Origin of the sequence: Burkholderia sp. E168m15 (assembly GCF_016586105.1) — a bacterium.
GTDB lineage: Bacteria > Pseudomonadota > Gammaproteobacteria > Burkholderiales > Burkholderiaceae > Burkholderia > Burkholderia orbicola.
In genome coordinates this window covers 20,946-36,129 of sequence record NZ_BCPO01000089.1, presented here as the reverse complement: position 1 = coordinate 36,129, position 15,184 = coordinate 20,946, and the positions used below count along the sequence as shown (strand labels likewise).

The 15,184-nt window shown below is 68.3% G+C and carries 15 protein-coding genes; 7 read left to right on the top strand and 8 right to left on the bottom strand.

Annotated features, from left to right (window positions below):
• The 3 genes from JMF86_RS15295 to JMF86_RS15285 form a co-directional block, all read left to right on the top strand.
• Nucleotides 1–675 (top strand): flagellar hook-length control protein FliK (locus JMF86_RS15295; RefSeq protein ID WP_201317038.1); only part of this gene is annotated, 675 nt, incomplete at its 5' end.
• The gene (locus tag JMF86_RS15290; RefSeq protein WP_006477526.1) at nucleotides 672–989 is read left to right on the top strand and encodes an EscU/YscU/HrcU family type III secretion system export apparatus switch protein; all 318 of its coding nucleotides are present in this window, start codon (nucleotides 672–674) and stop codon (nucleotides 987–989) included. The genes JMF86_RS15295 and JMF86_RS15290, both read left to right, overlap by 4 nt.
• A 267-nt stretch (nucleotides 990–1,256) precedes the next feature.
• Nucleotides 1,257–1,991 carry a PepSY-associated TM helix domain-containing protein gene (locus tag JMF86_RS15285; RefSeq protein WP_006477527.1) on the top strand — a complete coding sequence of 245 codons (735 nt, stop codon included), beginning with the start codon at nucleotides 1,257–1,259 and terminating at the stop codon, nucleotides 1,989–1,991.
• A gap of 60 nt (nucleotides 1,992–2,051) precedes the next feature.
• Here the strand turns inward: JMF86_RS15285 and JMF86_RS15280 are convergent, their stop codons facing one another.
• From JMF86_RS15280 to JMF86_RS15245, 8 genes are all read right to left on the bottom strand, one after another.
• A complete protein-coding gene (locus JMF86_RS15280; RefSeq protein ID WP_011546438.1) occupies nucleotides 2,052–3,077 on the bottom strand; it encodes an XdhC family protein in 1,026 nt (341 codons plus the stop codon).
• A 250-nt stretch (nucleotides 3,078–3,327) separates the two neighbouring features.
• Nucleotides 3,328–4,734 (bottom strand): amino acid permease, encoded by a 1,407-nt coding sequence (locus JMF86_RS15275; protein ID WP_011546437.1) that lies wholly within the window; start codon nucleotides 4,732–4,734, stop codon nucleotides 3,328–3,330.
• A 233-nt stretch (nucleotides 4,735–4,967) separates the two neighbouring features.
• On the bottom strand, nucleotides 4,968–5,624 hold the full coding sequence (rqpR, locus tag JMF86_RS15270) for a response regulator transcription factor RqpR (RefSeq protein ID WP_006477530.1): 657 nt from the start codon (nucleotides 5,622–5,624) through the stop codon (nucleotides 4,968–4,970).
• 7 nt (nucleotides 5,625–5,631) lie between these two features.
• Nucleotides 5,632–6,447 carry a quorum system sensor histidine kinase RqpS gene (gene rqpS / locus JMF86_RS15265; protein WP_011694433.1) on the bottom strand — a complete coding sequence of 272 codons (816 nt, stop codon included), beginning with the start codon at nucleotides 6,445–6,447 and terminating at the stop codon, nucleotides 5,632–5,634.
• Between the two features lie 415 nt (nucleotides 6,448–6,862).
• Nucleotides 6,863–7,633 (bottom strand): ferredoxin--NADP reductase, encoded by a 771-nt coding sequence (locus JMF86_RS15260; RefSeq protein ID WP_006477532.1) that lies wholly within the window; start codon nucleotides 7,631–7,633, stop codon nucleotides 6,863–6,865.
• Between the two features lie 308 nt (nucleotides 7,634–7,941).
• Entirely contained in the window at nucleotides 7,942–8,757 is an 816-nt protein-coding gene (locus tag JMF86_RS15255) for an endonuclease/exonuclease/phosphatase family protein (protein WP_006477533.1), read from the bottom strand.
• A gap of 5 nt (nucleotides 8,758–8,762) precedes the next feature.
• Nucleotides 8,763–9,251, bottom strand: a complete 489-nt coding sequence (locus tag JMF86_RS15250; RefSeq protein ID WP_011546435.1) for a hypothetical protein — start codon at nucleotides 9,249–9,251, stop codon at nucleotides 8,763–8,765.
• Nucleotides 9,252–9,397: 146 nt separating this feature from the next.
• Nucleotides 9,398–10,126, bottom strand: coding sequence for a nitroreductase (locus JMF86_RS15245; RefSeq protein WP_034174348.1), 729 nt, complete (start codon nucleotides 10,124–10,126; stop codon nucleotides 9,398–9,400).
• Nucleotides 10,127–10,376: 250 nt separating this feature from the next.
• On the opposite strand from JMF86_RS15245, the gene JMF86_RS15240 reads away from it, so the two are divergent.
• The 4 genes from JMF86_RS15240 to JMF86_RS15225 all read left to right on the top strand — a co-directional run bounded on the left by JMF86_RS15240 (nucleotide 10,377) and on the right by JMF86_RS15225 (nucleotide 14,896).
• Nucleotides 10,377–11,357 carry an AAA family ATPase gene (locus JMF86_RS15240; RefSeq protein WP_006477536.1) on the top strand — a complete coding sequence of 327 codons (981 nt, stop codon included), beginning with the start codon at nucleotides 10,377–10,379 and terminating at the stop codon, nucleotides 11,355–11,357.
• Between the two features lie 180 nt (nucleotides 11,358–11,537).
• Nucleotides 11,538–12,647 carry an NAD(P)/FAD-dependent oxidoreductase gene (locus tag JMF86_RS15235; protein WP_006477537.1) on the top strand — a complete coding sequence of 370 codons (1,110 nt, stop codon included), beginning with the start codon at nucleotides 11,538–11,540 and terminating at the stop codon, nucleotides 12,645–12,647.
• 439 nt (nucleotides 12,648–13,086) lie between these two features.
• Nucleotides 13,087–13,398: a high-potential iron-sulfur protein gene (locus tag JMF86_RS15230; protein ID WP_006477538.1), complete on the top strand. Its 312-nt coding sequence runs from the start codon at nucleotides 13,087–13,089 to the stop codon at nucleotides 13,396–13,398.
• Nucleotides 13,399–13,588: 190 nt separating this feature from the next.
• Nucleotides 13,589–14,896, top strand: coding sequence for an MFS transporter (locus JMF86_RS15225; RefSeq protein WP_011546431.1), 1,308 nt, complete (start codon nucleotides 13,589–13,591; stop codon nucleotides 14,894–14,896).
• Nucleotides 14,897–15,184: the final 288 nt, after the last annotated feature.

The following is a 15,184-nucleotide window of genomic DNA, read 5'->3' as shown; positions in this document are numbered from 1 at the left end:
GGCGGCGCGCCTGCGCGCGACCCTGCGCAGGCCGCCCGCGGCGGCCGACCGGGCGCGTCGTTGCCGCCCGATCCGTCCGATCCACTGGCTACGCCCGCCGATACGCGCTGGACGCCTGCGCGTGCCGAACTGGCCGCCGCATCGTCCGATCCGCAGCCGCAACCGCTCGCGACCGTCCACCCGGCCGCGGTGCCGCTCGTGCGGCAGCAGCTCGATGCGCTCGCGACGGACCAGTTTCGCTGGACCGGCGAGGCATGGCCCGGCGCGCGGCTCGACTGGACGATCGAACCCGACGAGCCGGGCCACCGTGCGCCGCGCGGCGGCGGTGGCGACGACGCGGGCGACGGCATCGCGTGGCGCACGCGCCTGACGCTGACGCTGCCGTCGCTCGGCACGGTCGATGCCGAGCTGGTGCTGAACGGCGCGCAGCTCGTCGCGCGGCTGCGCGCGAACCCGACGGGCGCCGACCGTCTGACGCGCCACGAAGCCGCGCTGCGGCAGCGGCTCGAAGGCTCGGGGCTCAAGGTGGGCGGGCTGTCGATCCGCGCGGTCGACGACGGGCCGGACGGCTTCGACCTGTTCGCCGCCCAGGCCGCCGCGGCCGCGTATGCGCGCGGCGCGGCGGGCGGCCCCGAGGCGCGGGTGCCGGGCGAGGATGACGAGGCGCTCCCATGAGCATGACGTCCCGCAAGCGCGCGGCCGCCCTCGTCTACGACCCGAAAGGCGGCGATGCGGCGCCGCGCGTGGTCGCGAAGGGCTACGGCGTGCTCGCCGAGATGATCGTCGCGCGTGCGCACGATGCCGGGCTGTACGTGCACACGGCGCCGGAGATGGTGTCGCTGCTGATGCAGGTCGATCTCGACGACCGGATTCCGCCGCAGCTCTATCAGGCGGTCGCGGACCTGCTCGCGTGGCTGTACGCGCTCGACCGCACCGAACCCGCGCCGGACGACGCCGCGCCGCGTTTTCCGTTGCCGCCGTTGCGCTGAACGGCCTGCCGTCGGGCGCCTGCTTACGAAATGCTGTCCGGGCTTGCGTGACCGCTTTGCCGGCATGTGCCGCTCATCGAGCGTCATCGCCTCGCAACGTGTGCCTTTCTCCCTGATTCGCGCGCACGCCCAACCTGCCGCTCCGTATGCATACGGATTGAGCCGGCTTTCGATTTATGTAATGATATCCATTCTCATTTTCATGCTGACCGGGCGGTGCGCACTCCTGCGCGCCGCCCGTTGTTTTGAACGAATGGATACTTTCGCGTGAACGCGCCCGAAACGATCGACCCGCCCAAGACGGGCATGCCGCGCGCCGGCGTCACCGTGCTGCACCCGGCGGGCCGCCCGCTGAACGACGACGAACTGGCCGCGCGCCGCCAGCGCTCGCGCCGCGCGACCTTCATCAAGTGGCTGCGCAAGGTGCACGGCTGGGTCGGGCTGTGGGGCGCGGTACTCGGGCTGCTGTTCGGCGTGACCGGCGTGCTGCTGAACCACCGCGCGCCGCCGCTGAAGATTTCGACCGGCGAGCCGCAGGTCGAGGAGCTGCAGATCGCGCTGCCGGACCCGGTGCCGAAAACGCCCGCCGCGATGACGAAGTGGCTGCAGCAGGAACTGCATTTCGACGGCAAGCCGGGCCGCATGCGCAAGGAGCCCGCGCAGGCCGTCGCGTGGGGCGACAAGCGCGTGATGCAGCCCGAGCACTGGCAATTCGGCGTGTTCGGGCCGCACCAGAACCTGCAGGCCGAATACTGGGTCGGCAACGGCTACGTGTCGGTGAAGCGCACCGGCAACACGTTCCTGACGACGCTGAACAACCTGCATCGCGGCGTCGGGATGAATCTCGGCTGGGTGCTGCTGATGGATACGATCGCGGGTTCGCTGATCCTGCTGTCGCTGACGGGCGTGCTGCTGTGGACCGAGCTGAACAAGCGCCGCACGGTCGGCGTCGTGCTGGTGGTCGGTTCGGTTGCCGCGGCGCTCGCTGCCGGCCTGACCTGACCGACTTTCGCGCCGGGTAGCGTCCGGCGTCCGGCGAGCATGGCCGCCCGCCGGCGCGGGTCAGAGCCCGCAGGCCGCGCCGCTGTTCGCCGCGATTTCGCGCGCGGCCTTCGCGCCTTCGACCTGCAGGATCGTCGGCAGCGACACGTTGTTCTTCGCGGCGGTGATCTCCGCGAGGATCGAGATCGCGATTTCCGGCGGCGTCCGGCTCCCGATGTAGATGCCGGCCGGCCCGTGCAGCCGGGCCAGTTCCACTTCGTTCAGATCGAATTCGCGCAGCCGCTCGCGCCGCGCGGCGTTGTTGCGCCGCGAGCCGAGCGCGCCCACGTAGAACGCGGGCGTCTTCAGCGCCTCCATCAGCGCGAGATCGTCGAGCTTCGGGTCGTGCGTGAGCGCGATCACGGCCGAACGCGCATCGAGCCTCATGTCGAGCACCGTATCGTCGGGCATCGTGCGGACGACCCGCGTGCCCGGCACGTCCCACGCATCCGTGTATTCCTCGCGCGGATCGCATACCGTCACCTGGTAGTCGAGCCCGACCGCGATCTGGCACAGATAGCGCGATAACTGGCCGGCGCCGATCACGAGCATCCGGTAGCGCGGCCCGTGGATCGTCACGAGCCGTTCGCCGTCGAACGCGAGCCCGTCGGTCGCCTGCGCGGGCGACAGCGATGCGCGGCCGGTCGCGAGCGTCATCGTGCGCGTGACGAGGCGGCCCGCCTCGACTTCCGCGCATAGCGCTGCGATCCCGCTGTCACGCGTGAGCGGCTCGAGCACCAGCTGGATCGTGCCGCCGCACGGCAGCCCGAAGCGGTGCGCTTCCTCGGCCGTCACGCCGTACTTGAGCGCTTCCGGGCGTGCATCGGCCGCGATGCCGCTCGCATGCACGCGGGCGATCAGGTCGTCCTCGATGCATCCGCCGGACACGGAGCCGACCACCAGGCCGTCCTCGCGCACCGCGAGCATCGCGCCTTCGGGGCGCGGCGACGAGCCCCACGTCTTCACGACCGTCACGAGCAGCACGCGGCGCCCTTCTTCGAGCCAGCGCGCGCTGGATTTCAGTACATCGAGATCGACGCTTTCCATCGTTTTTTCCTGTTGCCGGACGGCCCGCCGCGCGGCGCCGTCGTTCGATGGCGGGATTATGAACCGCCCGGCGCGCGCGTGCAGGCGGCGCGCAGCGGGTGAGGGCGAATCTGGACGATCGGGCAAGAGATCGCGACGATCGGACACTGATCGCGCGGCGGCGGGGGGCGGGAGAGGGGGCGTGCGGAGCCGGGGCCGGCTCCGCGTGGGGTTCGTCATGGCACGCGGCGAAGGCGCGCCATGGCGGCGCTCAATGCGTGTCGGAGTGGCCGTGCGCGAGCTTCGAGTGGTGCCGCGAGTACAGGAAGTAGATCACGAGGCCGATCACGAGCCAGATGCCGAACGCGGCCCACGTGACGGGCTGCAGGTTCAGCATCAGGAACAGGCACGCCGCGACCGCGAGGATCGGCACCACGGGCACGCCCGGGCAGCGGAACGCGCGCGGCAGCTCGGGATGGGTGCGGCGCAGCACGAGCACGGCGATCGACACCATCGAGAACGCCGCGAGCGTGCCGATGTTGATCAGTTCGGCGAGCACGTTGAGCGGCACGAGCGCGGCGATCAGCCCGAAGAACAGGCCGACCAGCCAGGTGGTCAGGAACGGCGTCGCATAACGCGGATGCACGCGCGACAGCGCGGCCGGCAGCAGCCCGTCGCGCGACATCGCGAAGATCACGCGCGTCTGGCCGTAGCTCATCACGAGGATCACGGTCAGCATGCCGAGCACCGCGCCGAGATCGATGAAGCCCGCGACCCACTTCTCGCCGGCGACCTGCAGCGCGTACGAGATCGGGTGCGAGATGTTCGCGTACTGGGCCGACGGCACGATGCCGGTGGCGACCGCGGCGACCGTCACGTACAGCACCGCGCATACCGCGAGCGACGCGATGATGCCGATCGGCAGATCGCGCTTCGGATTCTTCACTTCCTCGGCCGCCGACGACACCGCATCGAAGCCGATGAACGCGAAGAACATCACGGCGGCCGCGCCGAACACGCCGTTCCAGCCGTGCGGCATGAACGGCTTCCAGTTCGCGGGCGTCACGTGGAACAGGCCGACCGCGATCACCAGCAGCACGACCGACACCTTGATGAACACCATGATGTTGTTGATGCGGGTCGATTCGCGGATGCCGATCGACAGCAGCGTCGTGATTACGATCATCACGAGGAACGCGGGCAGGTTGAACCACGTGGTGACGCCGGGCACCGCGCCGGGCGCGGCCGTCAGCACGGTCGGCAGCGTGAGCCCGAAGCCCTGCAGCAGCGACTGCAGGTAGCCCGACCAGCCGACCGACACGGCCGACGATGCGAGGCCGTACTCGAGCATCAGGTCCCAGCCGATGATCCACGCGACCAGCTCGCCGAGCGTCGCGTACGAATACGTGTAGATCGAGCCGGCGACGGGGATCGACGACGCGAACTCCGCGTACGACAGCGCGGCCAGGCCGCACGCGATCGCGGCGATCACGAACGACAGCATCAGCGCGGGGCCGGCCTGGACGGCGCCGGTGCCGGTCAGCACGAAGATGCCGGTGCCGATGATCGCGCCGATGCCGAGGAAGGTGAGGTCGATCGCGCCGAGCGCTTTCTTGAGCCCGGCGGCTTGCGCGCCGGCGATCATGCGATCGACGTTTTTCTTGCGGAAGAGAGACATTGCGGATGGATCGCCGGCACGCGCAGGCACGGCGCGCCGACTGAGTGAAAACCGATAATTTTAGCTGATTTGGCGTGCAAGTCCCGCGGTGGCGCAGCGACGTGCGGTGAAATCGGCCGATAAAACAAGCGCTTGCGCGCGAAACGGGAGCAGACCGGGCGCGAAACGGGCACGGCCGAGCGCGGCGCGGCGGGCGCCGCGCGCAGGATCGGACGAGTTCGATTCGGCCGGAATCAGGCGCCGGCCGTGGGCGCCATGTCGACGAGCCGGTTGCTCATCACGTAGAACGTCAGTTCCGCGTTGTTCGACAGCCGCATCTTCTCCAGCAGCCGCGAGCGGTACACGCTCACCGTCTTCACCGACAGCGACAGCGTGTTCGCGATGTCGGTGAGCCGCTTGCCCGACGCGAGCATGCAGAGCGTCTGGTATTCGCGATCGGACAGCTTCTCGTGCGGCAGCGGTTCGTTCTCGAACGACACGTATTCGGCGAGCGCCTCGGCCATCGCGGGGCTCACGTACTTGCGGCCGGCCGCGACCTGCTGGATCGCGCCGATCATCTGCGCGGCGTTGACCGTCTTCGACAGGTAGCCGGCCGCGCCGGCCTTCAGCGCGCGCACCGCGTACTGATCCTCGCGATACATCGAGAACATCAGCACCGGCGTGCGCGTCAGCTTGCGCTTGAGGCGCTTGAGCACCTCGATGCCGTTCGTGTCGGGCAGCGAGATGTCGAGCAGGATCACGTCGAATTCCTGCTTGTCGACGGCGGCCATCGCATCGCCGCCGTTCTCGGCCTCGGTCACGTCGCGGGCGACGCCGCGGTCGATCAGCAACTGGCGGATCCCTTGCCGGACGATCGCGTGATCGTCCACGAGCAGGATGTTCAGGCTCATCGCGACCTCACGAAAGCGACGTGCGGCGTGCCGCGACGGGCGCCGCCAGCAGCGAAGCCCACGCGAAGCGCGCGGTGACGCGCGTGCCGCGGCCGGTTGCCGGCGTGGCCGTCTCGAAGCTGCCGCCGAACGCCTCGCAGCGCGCGCGCATGCCGGCGAGGCCGTAGCCGCTGCGGCGATTGCGCGCGAAACCGGTCCCATCGTCGGTAACGCTCAGCGACAGGTGCGTGCCGTCGGTGACGATCCGCACGTCGACCGACGTCGCGCGGGCGTGCTTCGCGACGTTCGACAGCGCTTCCTGCGCGACGCGGAACACCGCGAGCGCACTGGCGCCGGCGAGCTGCGTCAGGCGGGCGTCGGCCGCGCACACGAAGCTCGTGCGCAGGCCGGTGCGGGCCGCATGCGTGTCGATCCACGACGACAGCGCGCCGACCACGCCCGCGTCGAGCGCCGGCGTGTCGCGCTCGTCGATGAGCCGGCGATTCGCGTCGGTCGCGGCGTCGAGCGCCTGCTGCGCCAGCGCCAGCGCGCGCAGGCAGCCTTCCGGCGCATCGGCCGGCAGCCACGTTTGAACGTTTGCGAGCGCGAATCGGGCAGCGGTCAGTTCGGCGCCGAGCCCGTCGTGCAGCTCGCCGGCCAGATGGCGGCGGGCCGCTTCGTCGGCGGCGAGAAGCTGGGCGGAAAGTGCCGCGATCCGCGCGGCGGACGCGTCGCGTTTCGACGCGGCGTCGGCCATGGGCGGAGTAGCAGCGCAGCCAGGCATGCGCTGCCGCGACGGGAACGGGGCGTGGGCGCCCAAGGGCGCGTTAAGCGACGTATCCATGACTCTCCCTGCTGTCAGAAAGCGGTTCAGACACCGGCTGGCTGCGTGGACCGGCTGCCGTTTCGATGACGGTCGCCGCCAGAGAATCGCTCCATGCCGAGGTAACAAAAGTTACGTCTTGTAACACTTTCATCCGACCCTTCCACTGTCATCCGAACGGCAACCACGCGGGCCGAATAATATCTCAAAATTTCTGAAAAGGTCATGTCGGACGGACATTTAAGGGTAAATGTGAATAATCGGAATGAAGGTGTTGTAGGAAAAACACTGACACCCGAGCGCCGGGCGACGACGTATCCAAATGTAACTATTTGAGATGGAATGGTCCCAGTTTGTTACGAATTCGCCAAGTCCGGACGAAAAAAAACCGGAGCTTTTGCTCCGGTTCTTGATGCGGCACAAATTCGGGGGCGGATCAGTCCACGAACGCGCGCTCGATCACGTAGTGGCCCGGCGCGCTGTTCTTGCCTTCGACGAGGCCGGCCTGCTTCAGCAGTTCGGTCGTGTCCTTCAGCATCGCGGTGCTGCCGCACAGCATCACGCGGTCGTTTTCCGGCGAGAACGCCGGCACGCCGAGATCCGTGAACAGCTTGCCCGTCGCGATCAGGTCGGTGATCCGGCCTTCGTTGTCGAACGCTTCGCGCGTGACCGTCGGGTAGTAGACGAGCTTTTCCTTGATGATGTCGCCCAGGTACTCGTGGCCCGGCAGGTCGTGCTTGATGTAGTCCATGTACGCGAGCTCGCCCTTCAGGCGGCACGTGTGGGTCAGGATCACCTTGTCGAAGCGGTCGTAGATGTCCGGATCGCGGATGATCGACATGAACGGCGCGAGGCCCGTGCCCGTCGACAGCATCCACAGCGTCTTGCCCGGCAGCAGGTTGTCGGCGATCAGCGTGCCCGTCGGCTTCTTGCCGATCAGCACCGTGTCGCCCACCTTCAGGTGCTGCAGGCGCGACGTCAGCGGGCCGTCCTGCACCTTGATGCTGAAGAATTCGAGATGCTCTTCGTAGTTCGGGCTGACGATCGAGTAGGCGCGCGCGAGCGGCTTGCCGTCGACTTCGAGGCCGACCATCGTGAATTCGCCGTTGTTGAAGCGCAGGCTCGCCTCGCGGGTGCAGGTGAAGCTGAAAAGCGTGTCGGTCCAGTGATGGACGGATTGGACGGTGGCGGTGTCGTATTTGCTCATGGCTTTGAAAACGGACGCGCGTAGCGGACGCGTGTAACGGGCCCAAAAACGGGCAAAAAACCGAGTGCGACGGCCCGATCGCGGATCGGCCGGCCGGCGCGTCGGACACGCGCCCTCTCGATGACAGACGTTTGAGTAACTCGTTATTTTACCCTGCTTGGGGCAGATGCGGGCTTGACCCGGGCGGCTGCGCGGATTTGGCGCAACGTATTCTTTCAGAGAGCTTTCGGTGATTGTCCGCGCGTTGTCGCGCCGACGCCGACGCGTTTCAGCGGCGGCGTGACCGGCGGCGGCGCCGGCCGGCGGCGTTACTGCGGATCGAGGCGCAGGCGTGCGATGTACGGCAGGTGGTCCGACAGCCACGCGGCTTCGCCGGACGGCGCGCGCCACTCGAGCGGCGTCAGCCCGCGCACGAACATCTTGTCGAGCGCGAGCGCCGGCGAGAACGCGGGGAACGTGCGGCCCGACTCGCCGAGCAGCGTCGCGACCTCGGACAGCCCGATCTCGCCGAACAGCGCGACCGAGTCGTTGCGCCAGTCGTTGAAGTCGCCGGCGAGCATCAGCGGGCCGTCGCCCGCATTGCGGACGATCCAGTGCGCGATCCAGTGCATCTGGCGCAGGCGAGCGGCGCGCGTGAGCGCGAGGTGCGCGCACAGCAGCGTGACCGGGCGTGCGCCCGCGAGCGTCGCACGCGCGACCAGCAGCCCGCGCCGCTCGAAGCGGTGCGCGGAGATGTCCCAACGGCCGCCGAGGTCGAGCGGATGCGGCGACAGGATCGCGTTGCCGTGCCGCCACGACGGCTTGAACACGTTCGGCCCGAGCGCGATCTGCCAGTCGAGCGCCTGCGCGATCTCGGTGGCCTGGCAATGCCACACGTCGTCGACCGTATCGTCCATCGGCGCGCCGAAGCCCGGGGCGAGCATCGGGCGCGGCATGCGGCGCGCCATCGCTTCCTGCAGGAAATACACGTCCGCGTGGGTCGACTGCATCCAGTCGCGCATCGCGTTCCAGGCGGTGAAGCCGAGCGGCGAGCGGCCCTTGTGCAGGTTCCAGCTGACCGCGGTGATTTCGTCGGGCGCGGCGTGCGGCTCGGCGAACGGCAGGGACAGGGCGTCGGCGGACATGACGCTCAGTCCTTCGCGACGTGCGCGCGCACGCGGTACACGAGATGCGGATGCTGCTCGACGAGCGTCCAGTCGGTCCAGGCGTCGCCGCCGACCGCCAGGCCGGGGTGGCTCGCGACGATCTGCCGCGGCGACGCGGGCACGCACGGATCGCTGCGCGTCGCGTTTTCGTCGTCGAGCGTTTCCTGCACGTCGAGCCCGAGCGACACGGTGTTCGCGTTGGCGTCGACGGCGAGCGGGGCGACCGTCACCGAGCGCGAGCGCTCGGTCGGCACGACGCGCGCGGCATTGCCGCAGCCCACCGGTACGGACGACGGATAGCGATGGGTATCGGTGCGGGACTGGCCCACGGTGGTGTTTTGCTGGAACGTGTCGATCGTCTGACCGTCGCGCACCACCTGGATTTCCCATGCGACGACGGCCGGCGCGGGGCTCTGCGCATGGGCGGCGAGCACGACGCTCGCAAGCAGGACGGCCAGGCCGTGTTTCAGCATGAAACGTCTCCGGAAACGCGGGATAGCGGGGAACGGACGCACATCTTACGCCCGATCGATTTCGGTCGTGATGTGACAGGACGCGCCGCGACAGGTTCGCAGCACGATGCGGTCCTGCTCGACAGGTAAGGCCGCGTCATGCGTTTTCAAGCGAAAAAGCGCGTGAACTCGGCGACGCTGGCGCGCTCGGTGACGAGGCGGTTCTCGATCGCGTCGGGGTCCGCATGGCCGAGCGACATGCCGCAGACGAGCTGCTCGTTGGCCGGAATGTCGAGGTGTTCGGCGACGATCCGGTGAAACGGCACGAACGCGGCCTGCGGGCAGGTGTCGAGGCCGCGGGCGCGCGCGGCCGTCATCACGCCTTGCAGGAACATCCCGCAGTCGAGCCAGGCCCCTAACGTCATCACGCGGTCGAGCGTGAAGAACAATGCGACCGGCGCATCGAAGAAACGGAAATTGCGCGCGTGCTGTGCATGCATGCGCGCCTTCTCGTCGCGGCCGATGTTCAACAGGCCGTACAGGTCCCAGCCGACCTTGCGACGCCGGTCGACATACGGCGACACCCATTCGCGCGGGTAGTAGTCGTATTCGGCGACGTATTTCTCGTCGCGCGCGGGATCGTCGTAGGCCGCGGTGAGCGCGGCGGCGAGCGCGTCGCGCGTGGCGCCCGTGGCGACGTACACGCGCCACGGCTGGATGTTGGTGCCCGACGGCGCGCGGCTCGCGGCTTCGAGGATCGCCTCGATCGTGGCGCGCGGCACGGGCGTCGGCAGGAACGCCCGGACTGAATGGCGTGACTTGAGCGCGGCGTCGACGGCATCGACGGAACGGACCGCGTCGGAGTCGACGCGCGGGGAAGCAGCGGGGACGGACATCGGCAACCCTTCGGGAGGCGTCAGGCGAAGTGCGGGACAGCAGCGTGTGCGCGGCGCGCGGGCGCGATCGGGAAGCCCCGCGCGAGCATCGTGAACTTTCGATCATACGCCGCGGCGCGCGGCCGTGCAGCGTGCGCGCGCTGTTAGCAGCAGACCCGCCCGGCTGCTTGCTTGCACGGCGATACGGGATCGCTACACTGAAATCGTAAGGGTCTGATGAGTGTGTGACGGCAAGTGGAGCGAGGTGGGTATGACGACGGCGATGGTGAAGCAAGAACTGGCGGTGGCGTCCTTCAGCACGGTGTACGACCTCGAGCAGGTCGAGACGGCGCTGGGCGACCTGAACGAGAGCGCAAGCGATGCGCTGCGCTCGACCTACGAGAAGATGCTCAAGACGGGGAATCTGCGCTTCTGCGTGAAGCCGACCCGGATGCCGTCGTTCGACGCGCTCGGCGAAGCATTGCCGAATTTCGGCGAGCCGCTCGCCGACGTGCGCAAGCAGATCGCGCTGTGTCTCGAAACGGAGGACCGGCTCGAACTGATGCCGATCCTGCTGCTCGGGCCGCCCGGGATCGGCAAGACGCATTTCGCGAAGGCGCTCGCGCAACTGCTCGGCACCGCGTACCACTACGTGCCGATGAGTTCGCTGACGGCCGGCTGGATCCTGTCCGGCGCGTCGTCGCAGTGGAAGAACGCGAAGCCCGGCAAGGTGTTCGACGCGCTCGTGAACGGCAGCTACGCGAACCCGGTGATCGCGGTCGACGAGATCGACAAGGCCGGCAGCGATGCGCAATACGATCCGCTCGGCGCGCTGTATGCGTTGCTCGAGCACGACACCGCGCGCGCGTTCGTCGACGAATTCGCGGAAGTGCCGATCGACGCGGGCAACGTGATCTGGATCGCGACCGCGAACGACGCGCAAGCGATTCCGGAGCCGCTGCTCAACCGGATGAACGTGTACGAGATCGCGGCGCCCGATGCGGCCGGCGCGCGCCGCATCGCGCAGACGATCTACGACGAGATCCGCACGTCGCATGCGTGGGGGCGGCGCTTCCCCGAGACGCTCGGCGACGATGCGCTCGACGTGCTGGCCGCGACGCCGCCGCGCACGATGCGCCGCGCGCTGCTGCACGCGTTCGGCGCCGCCCGGCTCGACGGCCGCGACGCGATCGGGCCGGCCGACATCCGCGCCGACGAAGGCGCGGCGAAGCGCCGGCCGATCGGCTTCTGACGCGGCCACGCGCGCACGGCCGCGGCGTGCGCGCGTGGCGTTGGTCGCGCTTGCGGCCGCCTCGTTGTCCGCACCACCGGCCGTATCGCCGCGACGCGATGCGCACGCGTTCGGCAAGCGGGCGAACCGGGACGTACAATTCTTCTCTCCCCCATCGACGCGCGAGCAGCGCGAAAAGCCATGGAGCAGACGGATTGTGTCGTGATCGGCGCGGGTGTCGTCGGTTTGGCGATTGCGCGCGAACTGGCCGCGCGCGGGCGTGAAACGATCGTGCTCGAGGCGGCCGACGCGATCGGCACGGGCACGAGTTCGCGCAACAGCGAGGTGATTCACGCGGGGCTCTACTATCCGCGCGGGTCGCTGAAAGCGACGTCGTGCGTGCGCGGGCGCGACCTGCTGTACGAATTCTGCGACACGCACCACGTGCCGCATCGGCGCACGGGCAAGCTGCTGGTCGCGACGAGCGCCGCGCAGCTGAAGCAGTTGAAGGCGATTGCCGCGCGCGCGGCCGAGAACGGGGTGCTCGACCTGCTGCCGCTCACGCGCGCCGAAGCGCAGACGCTCGAGCCCGCGCTCGAATGCGTTGAGGCGCTGTTCTCGCCGTCGACCGGCATCGTCGACAGCCACCAGCTGATGCTCGCGCTGCTCGGCGACGCGGAACGCGACGGCGCCGTGTGCGCGCTGCAATCTCCGGTCGAATCGATCGACGTGCTGGGCGGCGGGCGCTTCATCGTGCGAACCGGCGGCGCCGCGCCGACCGAGATCGACGCCGCGTGCGTGATCAACAGCGCGGGGCTCGGCGCTCAGGCGCTTGCGCGCCGCACCCGCGGCCTCGATCCGCGCTGGGTGCCGCCGCTTTATCTCGCGCGCGGCAATTATTTCAGCCTGTCGGGCCGTGCGCCGTTCTCGCACCTGATCTACCCGATGCCCGAGCGCGCGGGGCTCGGCGTGCACCTGACGTTCGATCTCGGCGGGCAGGCGCGCTTCGGGCCGGACGTCGAGTGGTGCGATTCGCTGCGCTACGAAGTCGATCCGGCGCGCGCGGGGGCGTTCTACACGTCGATCCGCGCGTTCTGGCCGGGCTTGCCCGACGATGCGCTGCAGCCGGCGTACGCGGGCATCCGGCCGAAGCTCGCGGGGCCCGGCGAGCCGCCGGCCGACTTCATCGTGCAGGGCGCCGCGCAGCATGGCGTGCGCGGGCTCGTGAACCTGTTCGGCATCGAGTCGCCGGGGCTCACCGCGTCGCTCGCGCTCGCGCAGCGCGTCGGCGACATGGTGTCGCGCGCCTGACGCACGGCCCGCCGCCGTGCGTGCCGGGCGCCCGTAACCCGTGTGAAATCCCTTATCTCCGGCATTTCGGCGCGCACATTTATTCGCTCGGGAGTTATTCTGTCGAACGGTCGTCCAGGGTCTGTCTACCGATGGAACGCACATGCGTTGCCCCGAGAAGGGCCGCTCGCGAGGCGCGCGCCGCCGCGAATACTGACGTATTCGCAAGGTGCGCAACGTGGCGAGCGGCTCTTCTCGGGGCAACCCCTAATTTGTAGCGTGTTCACGGGAAGGCCCGAAATCGCCCGCATGGCGGCGTCGGTCGTCGCTTGTTTGGCTCGGCCAAACGGCGCTCCTCCCTCCTTGCCCTGCGAGCGATTTCGGACCTTCGCATGTGCGTTCCATCGGTAGACAGACCCTAGAACGGCTTTCAAACCGATAACGTTGGAGCGAGTCCCCCATGAAAACATCCCGTCGGAGTTTCCTGATCACGAGCATTGGTGCGGTGTCCGCGCTGGCGCTGTCGCGCGAAGCGCTGGCCGATGCGCCGATGCTGCCGGAAACGGACCCGACCGCGGTGGCGCTCGGCTACAAGGCCGATGCCACGAAGGTCGACAAGACGAAGTACCCGAAATACGCGGCGGGCCAGGATTGCGCGGCCTGCATGCTGTACCAGGGCAAGAAGGGCTCGGCTTCGGGCCCGTGCGGCGCGTTCCCCGGCAAGCAGGTGTCGGCGAAGGGCTGGTGCAGCGCTTTCTCGAAGATGGGTTGAGGCCCGTGCGGCATCGTGCGATGCCGCAATGTGGCGAAAACCGCAACACGCTCGCCGTCGTTCGATGGCGGGCGTTTTTTATTGCTTGAAAACGGTTCCGTCGCTTTCTACACTCGCTGCACACCAGCGCGCCGCGGCACCCCGCGCGCCGCACCGCCCGACACGGCGAATTCACGAGGACGAGGCACGCATGGCGACGATTGCGAGTTCAACGAAAACGACCCGGCCCGAGCGTGCGCTGAACCGGCGTGCGGTGGTGGCCGCCGTGATCGGCAATGCGCTCGAGTGGTACGACTTCACGGTATTCGGCTTCATGACGGTCGTGATCGCCGAGCTGTTCTTCCCCACCTCCAGCGAATACTCGTCGCTGCTGCTCACCACCGCGACGTTCGGCGTCGCGTTCTTCATGCGCCCGATCGGCGGCATCGTGTTCGGGCTGTACGCGGACCGCGCGGGCCGCAAGGCCGCGCTGTCGCTCGTGATCCTGCTGATGACGGCCGGCATCTTCCTGCTCGCGATCGCGCCGCCCTATGCGGCGATCGGCATCGGCGGCCCGATCCTGATCGTGCTCGGCCGCCTGCTGCAGGGCTTCTCCGCGGGCGGCGAATTCGGCAGCTCGACCGCGCTGCTGATCGAAGCGGCGCCGTTCTCGAAACGCGGTTTCTACGGCAGCTGGCAGATGGCGAGCCAGGCGGCCGCGCTGCTGATCGGCGCGCTCGTCGGCGCGGCCGTCACGCGCGGGCTGTCGCACGACGCGCTGCGCAGCTGGGGCTGGCGCGTGCCGTTCATCCTCGGGCTCGTGATCGGCCCGATCGGCTTCTACATCCGCCGCCATCTCGCCGATTCCGAAGCGTTCCTGCATGCGCAGCAGAGCGCGCGCCGCGCGACGCTCGGCGAAGTGTTCACGCGCCACCCGCGCGAGGTGCTGTGCGGGCTCGGCTCGGTGATCGCGCTCACCGTGACGATCTACGTGCTGATCAGCTATCTGCCGACCTTCGCGGTGAAGCAGCTGAAGCTGCCGTATGCGGAATCGTTCTACGCGGTGATCGTCGGCAACCTGCTGCTGATGGTGCTGTCGCCGGTCGCGGGCGCGTGGTCGGACCGCATCGGCCGCAAGGGTCTGTCGCTGTGGTCGCTGGTGCTGACGCTCGCGCTGATGTATCCGCTGTTCGCGTGGCTCGACGCCGCGCCGAGCATCGGGCGGCTGATCGCGGTACAGGCCGTGCTGTCGGTGACGCTGGCAGGCTACTACGGGCCGTTCGGCGCGATGATCGCCGAGCTGTTCCCGGCCAACGTGCGCTCGACCGGGCTGTCGATCGCGTACAACGTCGCGGTGATGCTGTTCGGCGGCTTCGGCCAGTTCATCGTCACGTGGCTGATCAAGGTGACCGGCACGCCGCTCGCGCCGACCTACTACGTGATGGCGGGGATCGCGCTGTCGATCGTGGCGGTCGCGTTCGTGCCCGCGCGCAACGCCGACCTCGATGCGCCGGCGTGACGACATGACGATGTGAAGACGGTCATCGAATCGATCGTTTCGCGAAACGCAATGATGTGCTGCGCAACGCGGGCAAACGGTGCGCCGCCCCTTCGTGTTCGCGCCCGAATTGTTTAGTCGTCGAACGAAACATGCCGCGAAATGAACGGAATGGTCGCTCGCGCGCGTTGTTGCATTTTTTACCCACACTAAAAATCGGCAAAAACCCGGCGGGCATATAGAAGAGTTTTTTCTCCAGCTTGTTGCAGGATCGCTAGCTCAAGTAATATCCGCGTACGCCGGACCCTG

Bases quoted from the DNA above. Each gene is read 5' to 3' on its own strand.
- JMF86_RS15290 (WP_006477526.1), top strand. From the start codon at position 672: ATGAGCATGACGTCCCGCAAGCGCGCGGCCGCCCTCGTCTACGACCCG.
- JMF86_RS15280 (WP_011546438.1), bottom strand. From the start codon at position 3,077: ATGGAAAGCGTCGATCTCGATGTACTGAAATCCAGCGCGCGCTGGCTC.
- JMF86_RS15275 (WP_011546437.1), bottom strand. From the start codon at position 4,734: ATGTCTCTCTTCCGCAAGAAAAACGTCGATCGCATGATCGCCGGCGCG.
- rqpR (WP_006477530.1), bottom strand. From the start codon at position 5,624: ATGAGCCTGAACATCCTGCTCGTGGACGATCACGCGATCGTCCGGCAA.
- rqpS (WP_011694433.1), bottom strand. From the start codon at position 6,447: ATGGATACGTCGCTTAACGCGCCCTTGGGCGCCCACGCCCCGTTCCCG.
- JMF86_RS15260 (WP_006477532.1), bottom strand. From the start codon at position 7,633: ATGAGCAAATACGACACCGCCACCGTCCAATCCGTCCATCACTGGACC.
- JMF86_RS15255 (WP_006477533.1), bottom strand. From the start codon at position 8,757: ATGTCCGCCGACGCCCTGTCCCTGCCGTTCGCCGAGCCGCACGCCGCG.
- JMF86_RS15250 (WP_011546435.1), bottom strand. From the start codon at position 9,251: ATGCTGAAACACGGCCTGGCCGTCCTGCTTGCGAGCGTCGTGCTCGCC.
- JMF86_RS15245 (WP_034174348.1), bottom strand. From the start codon at position 10,126: ATGTCCGTCCCCGCTGCTTCCCCGCGCGTCGACTCCGACGCGGTCCGT.
- JMF86_RS15240 (WP_006477536.1), top strand. From the start codon at position 10,377: ATGACGACGGCGATGGTGAAGCAAGAACTGGCGGTGGCGTCCTTCAGC.
- JMF86_RS15235 (WP_006477537.1), top strand. From the start codon at position 11,538: ATGGAGCAGACGGATTGTGTCGTGATCGGCGCGGGTGTCGTCGGTTTG.
- JMF86_RS15230 (WP_006477538.1), top strand. From the start codon at position 13,087: ATGAAAACATCCCGTCGGAGTTTCCTGATCACGAGCATTGGTGCGGTG.
- JMF86_RS15225 (WP_011546431.1), top strand. From the start codon at position 13,589: ATGGCGACGATTGCGAGTTCAACGAAAACGACCCGGCCCGAGCGTGCG.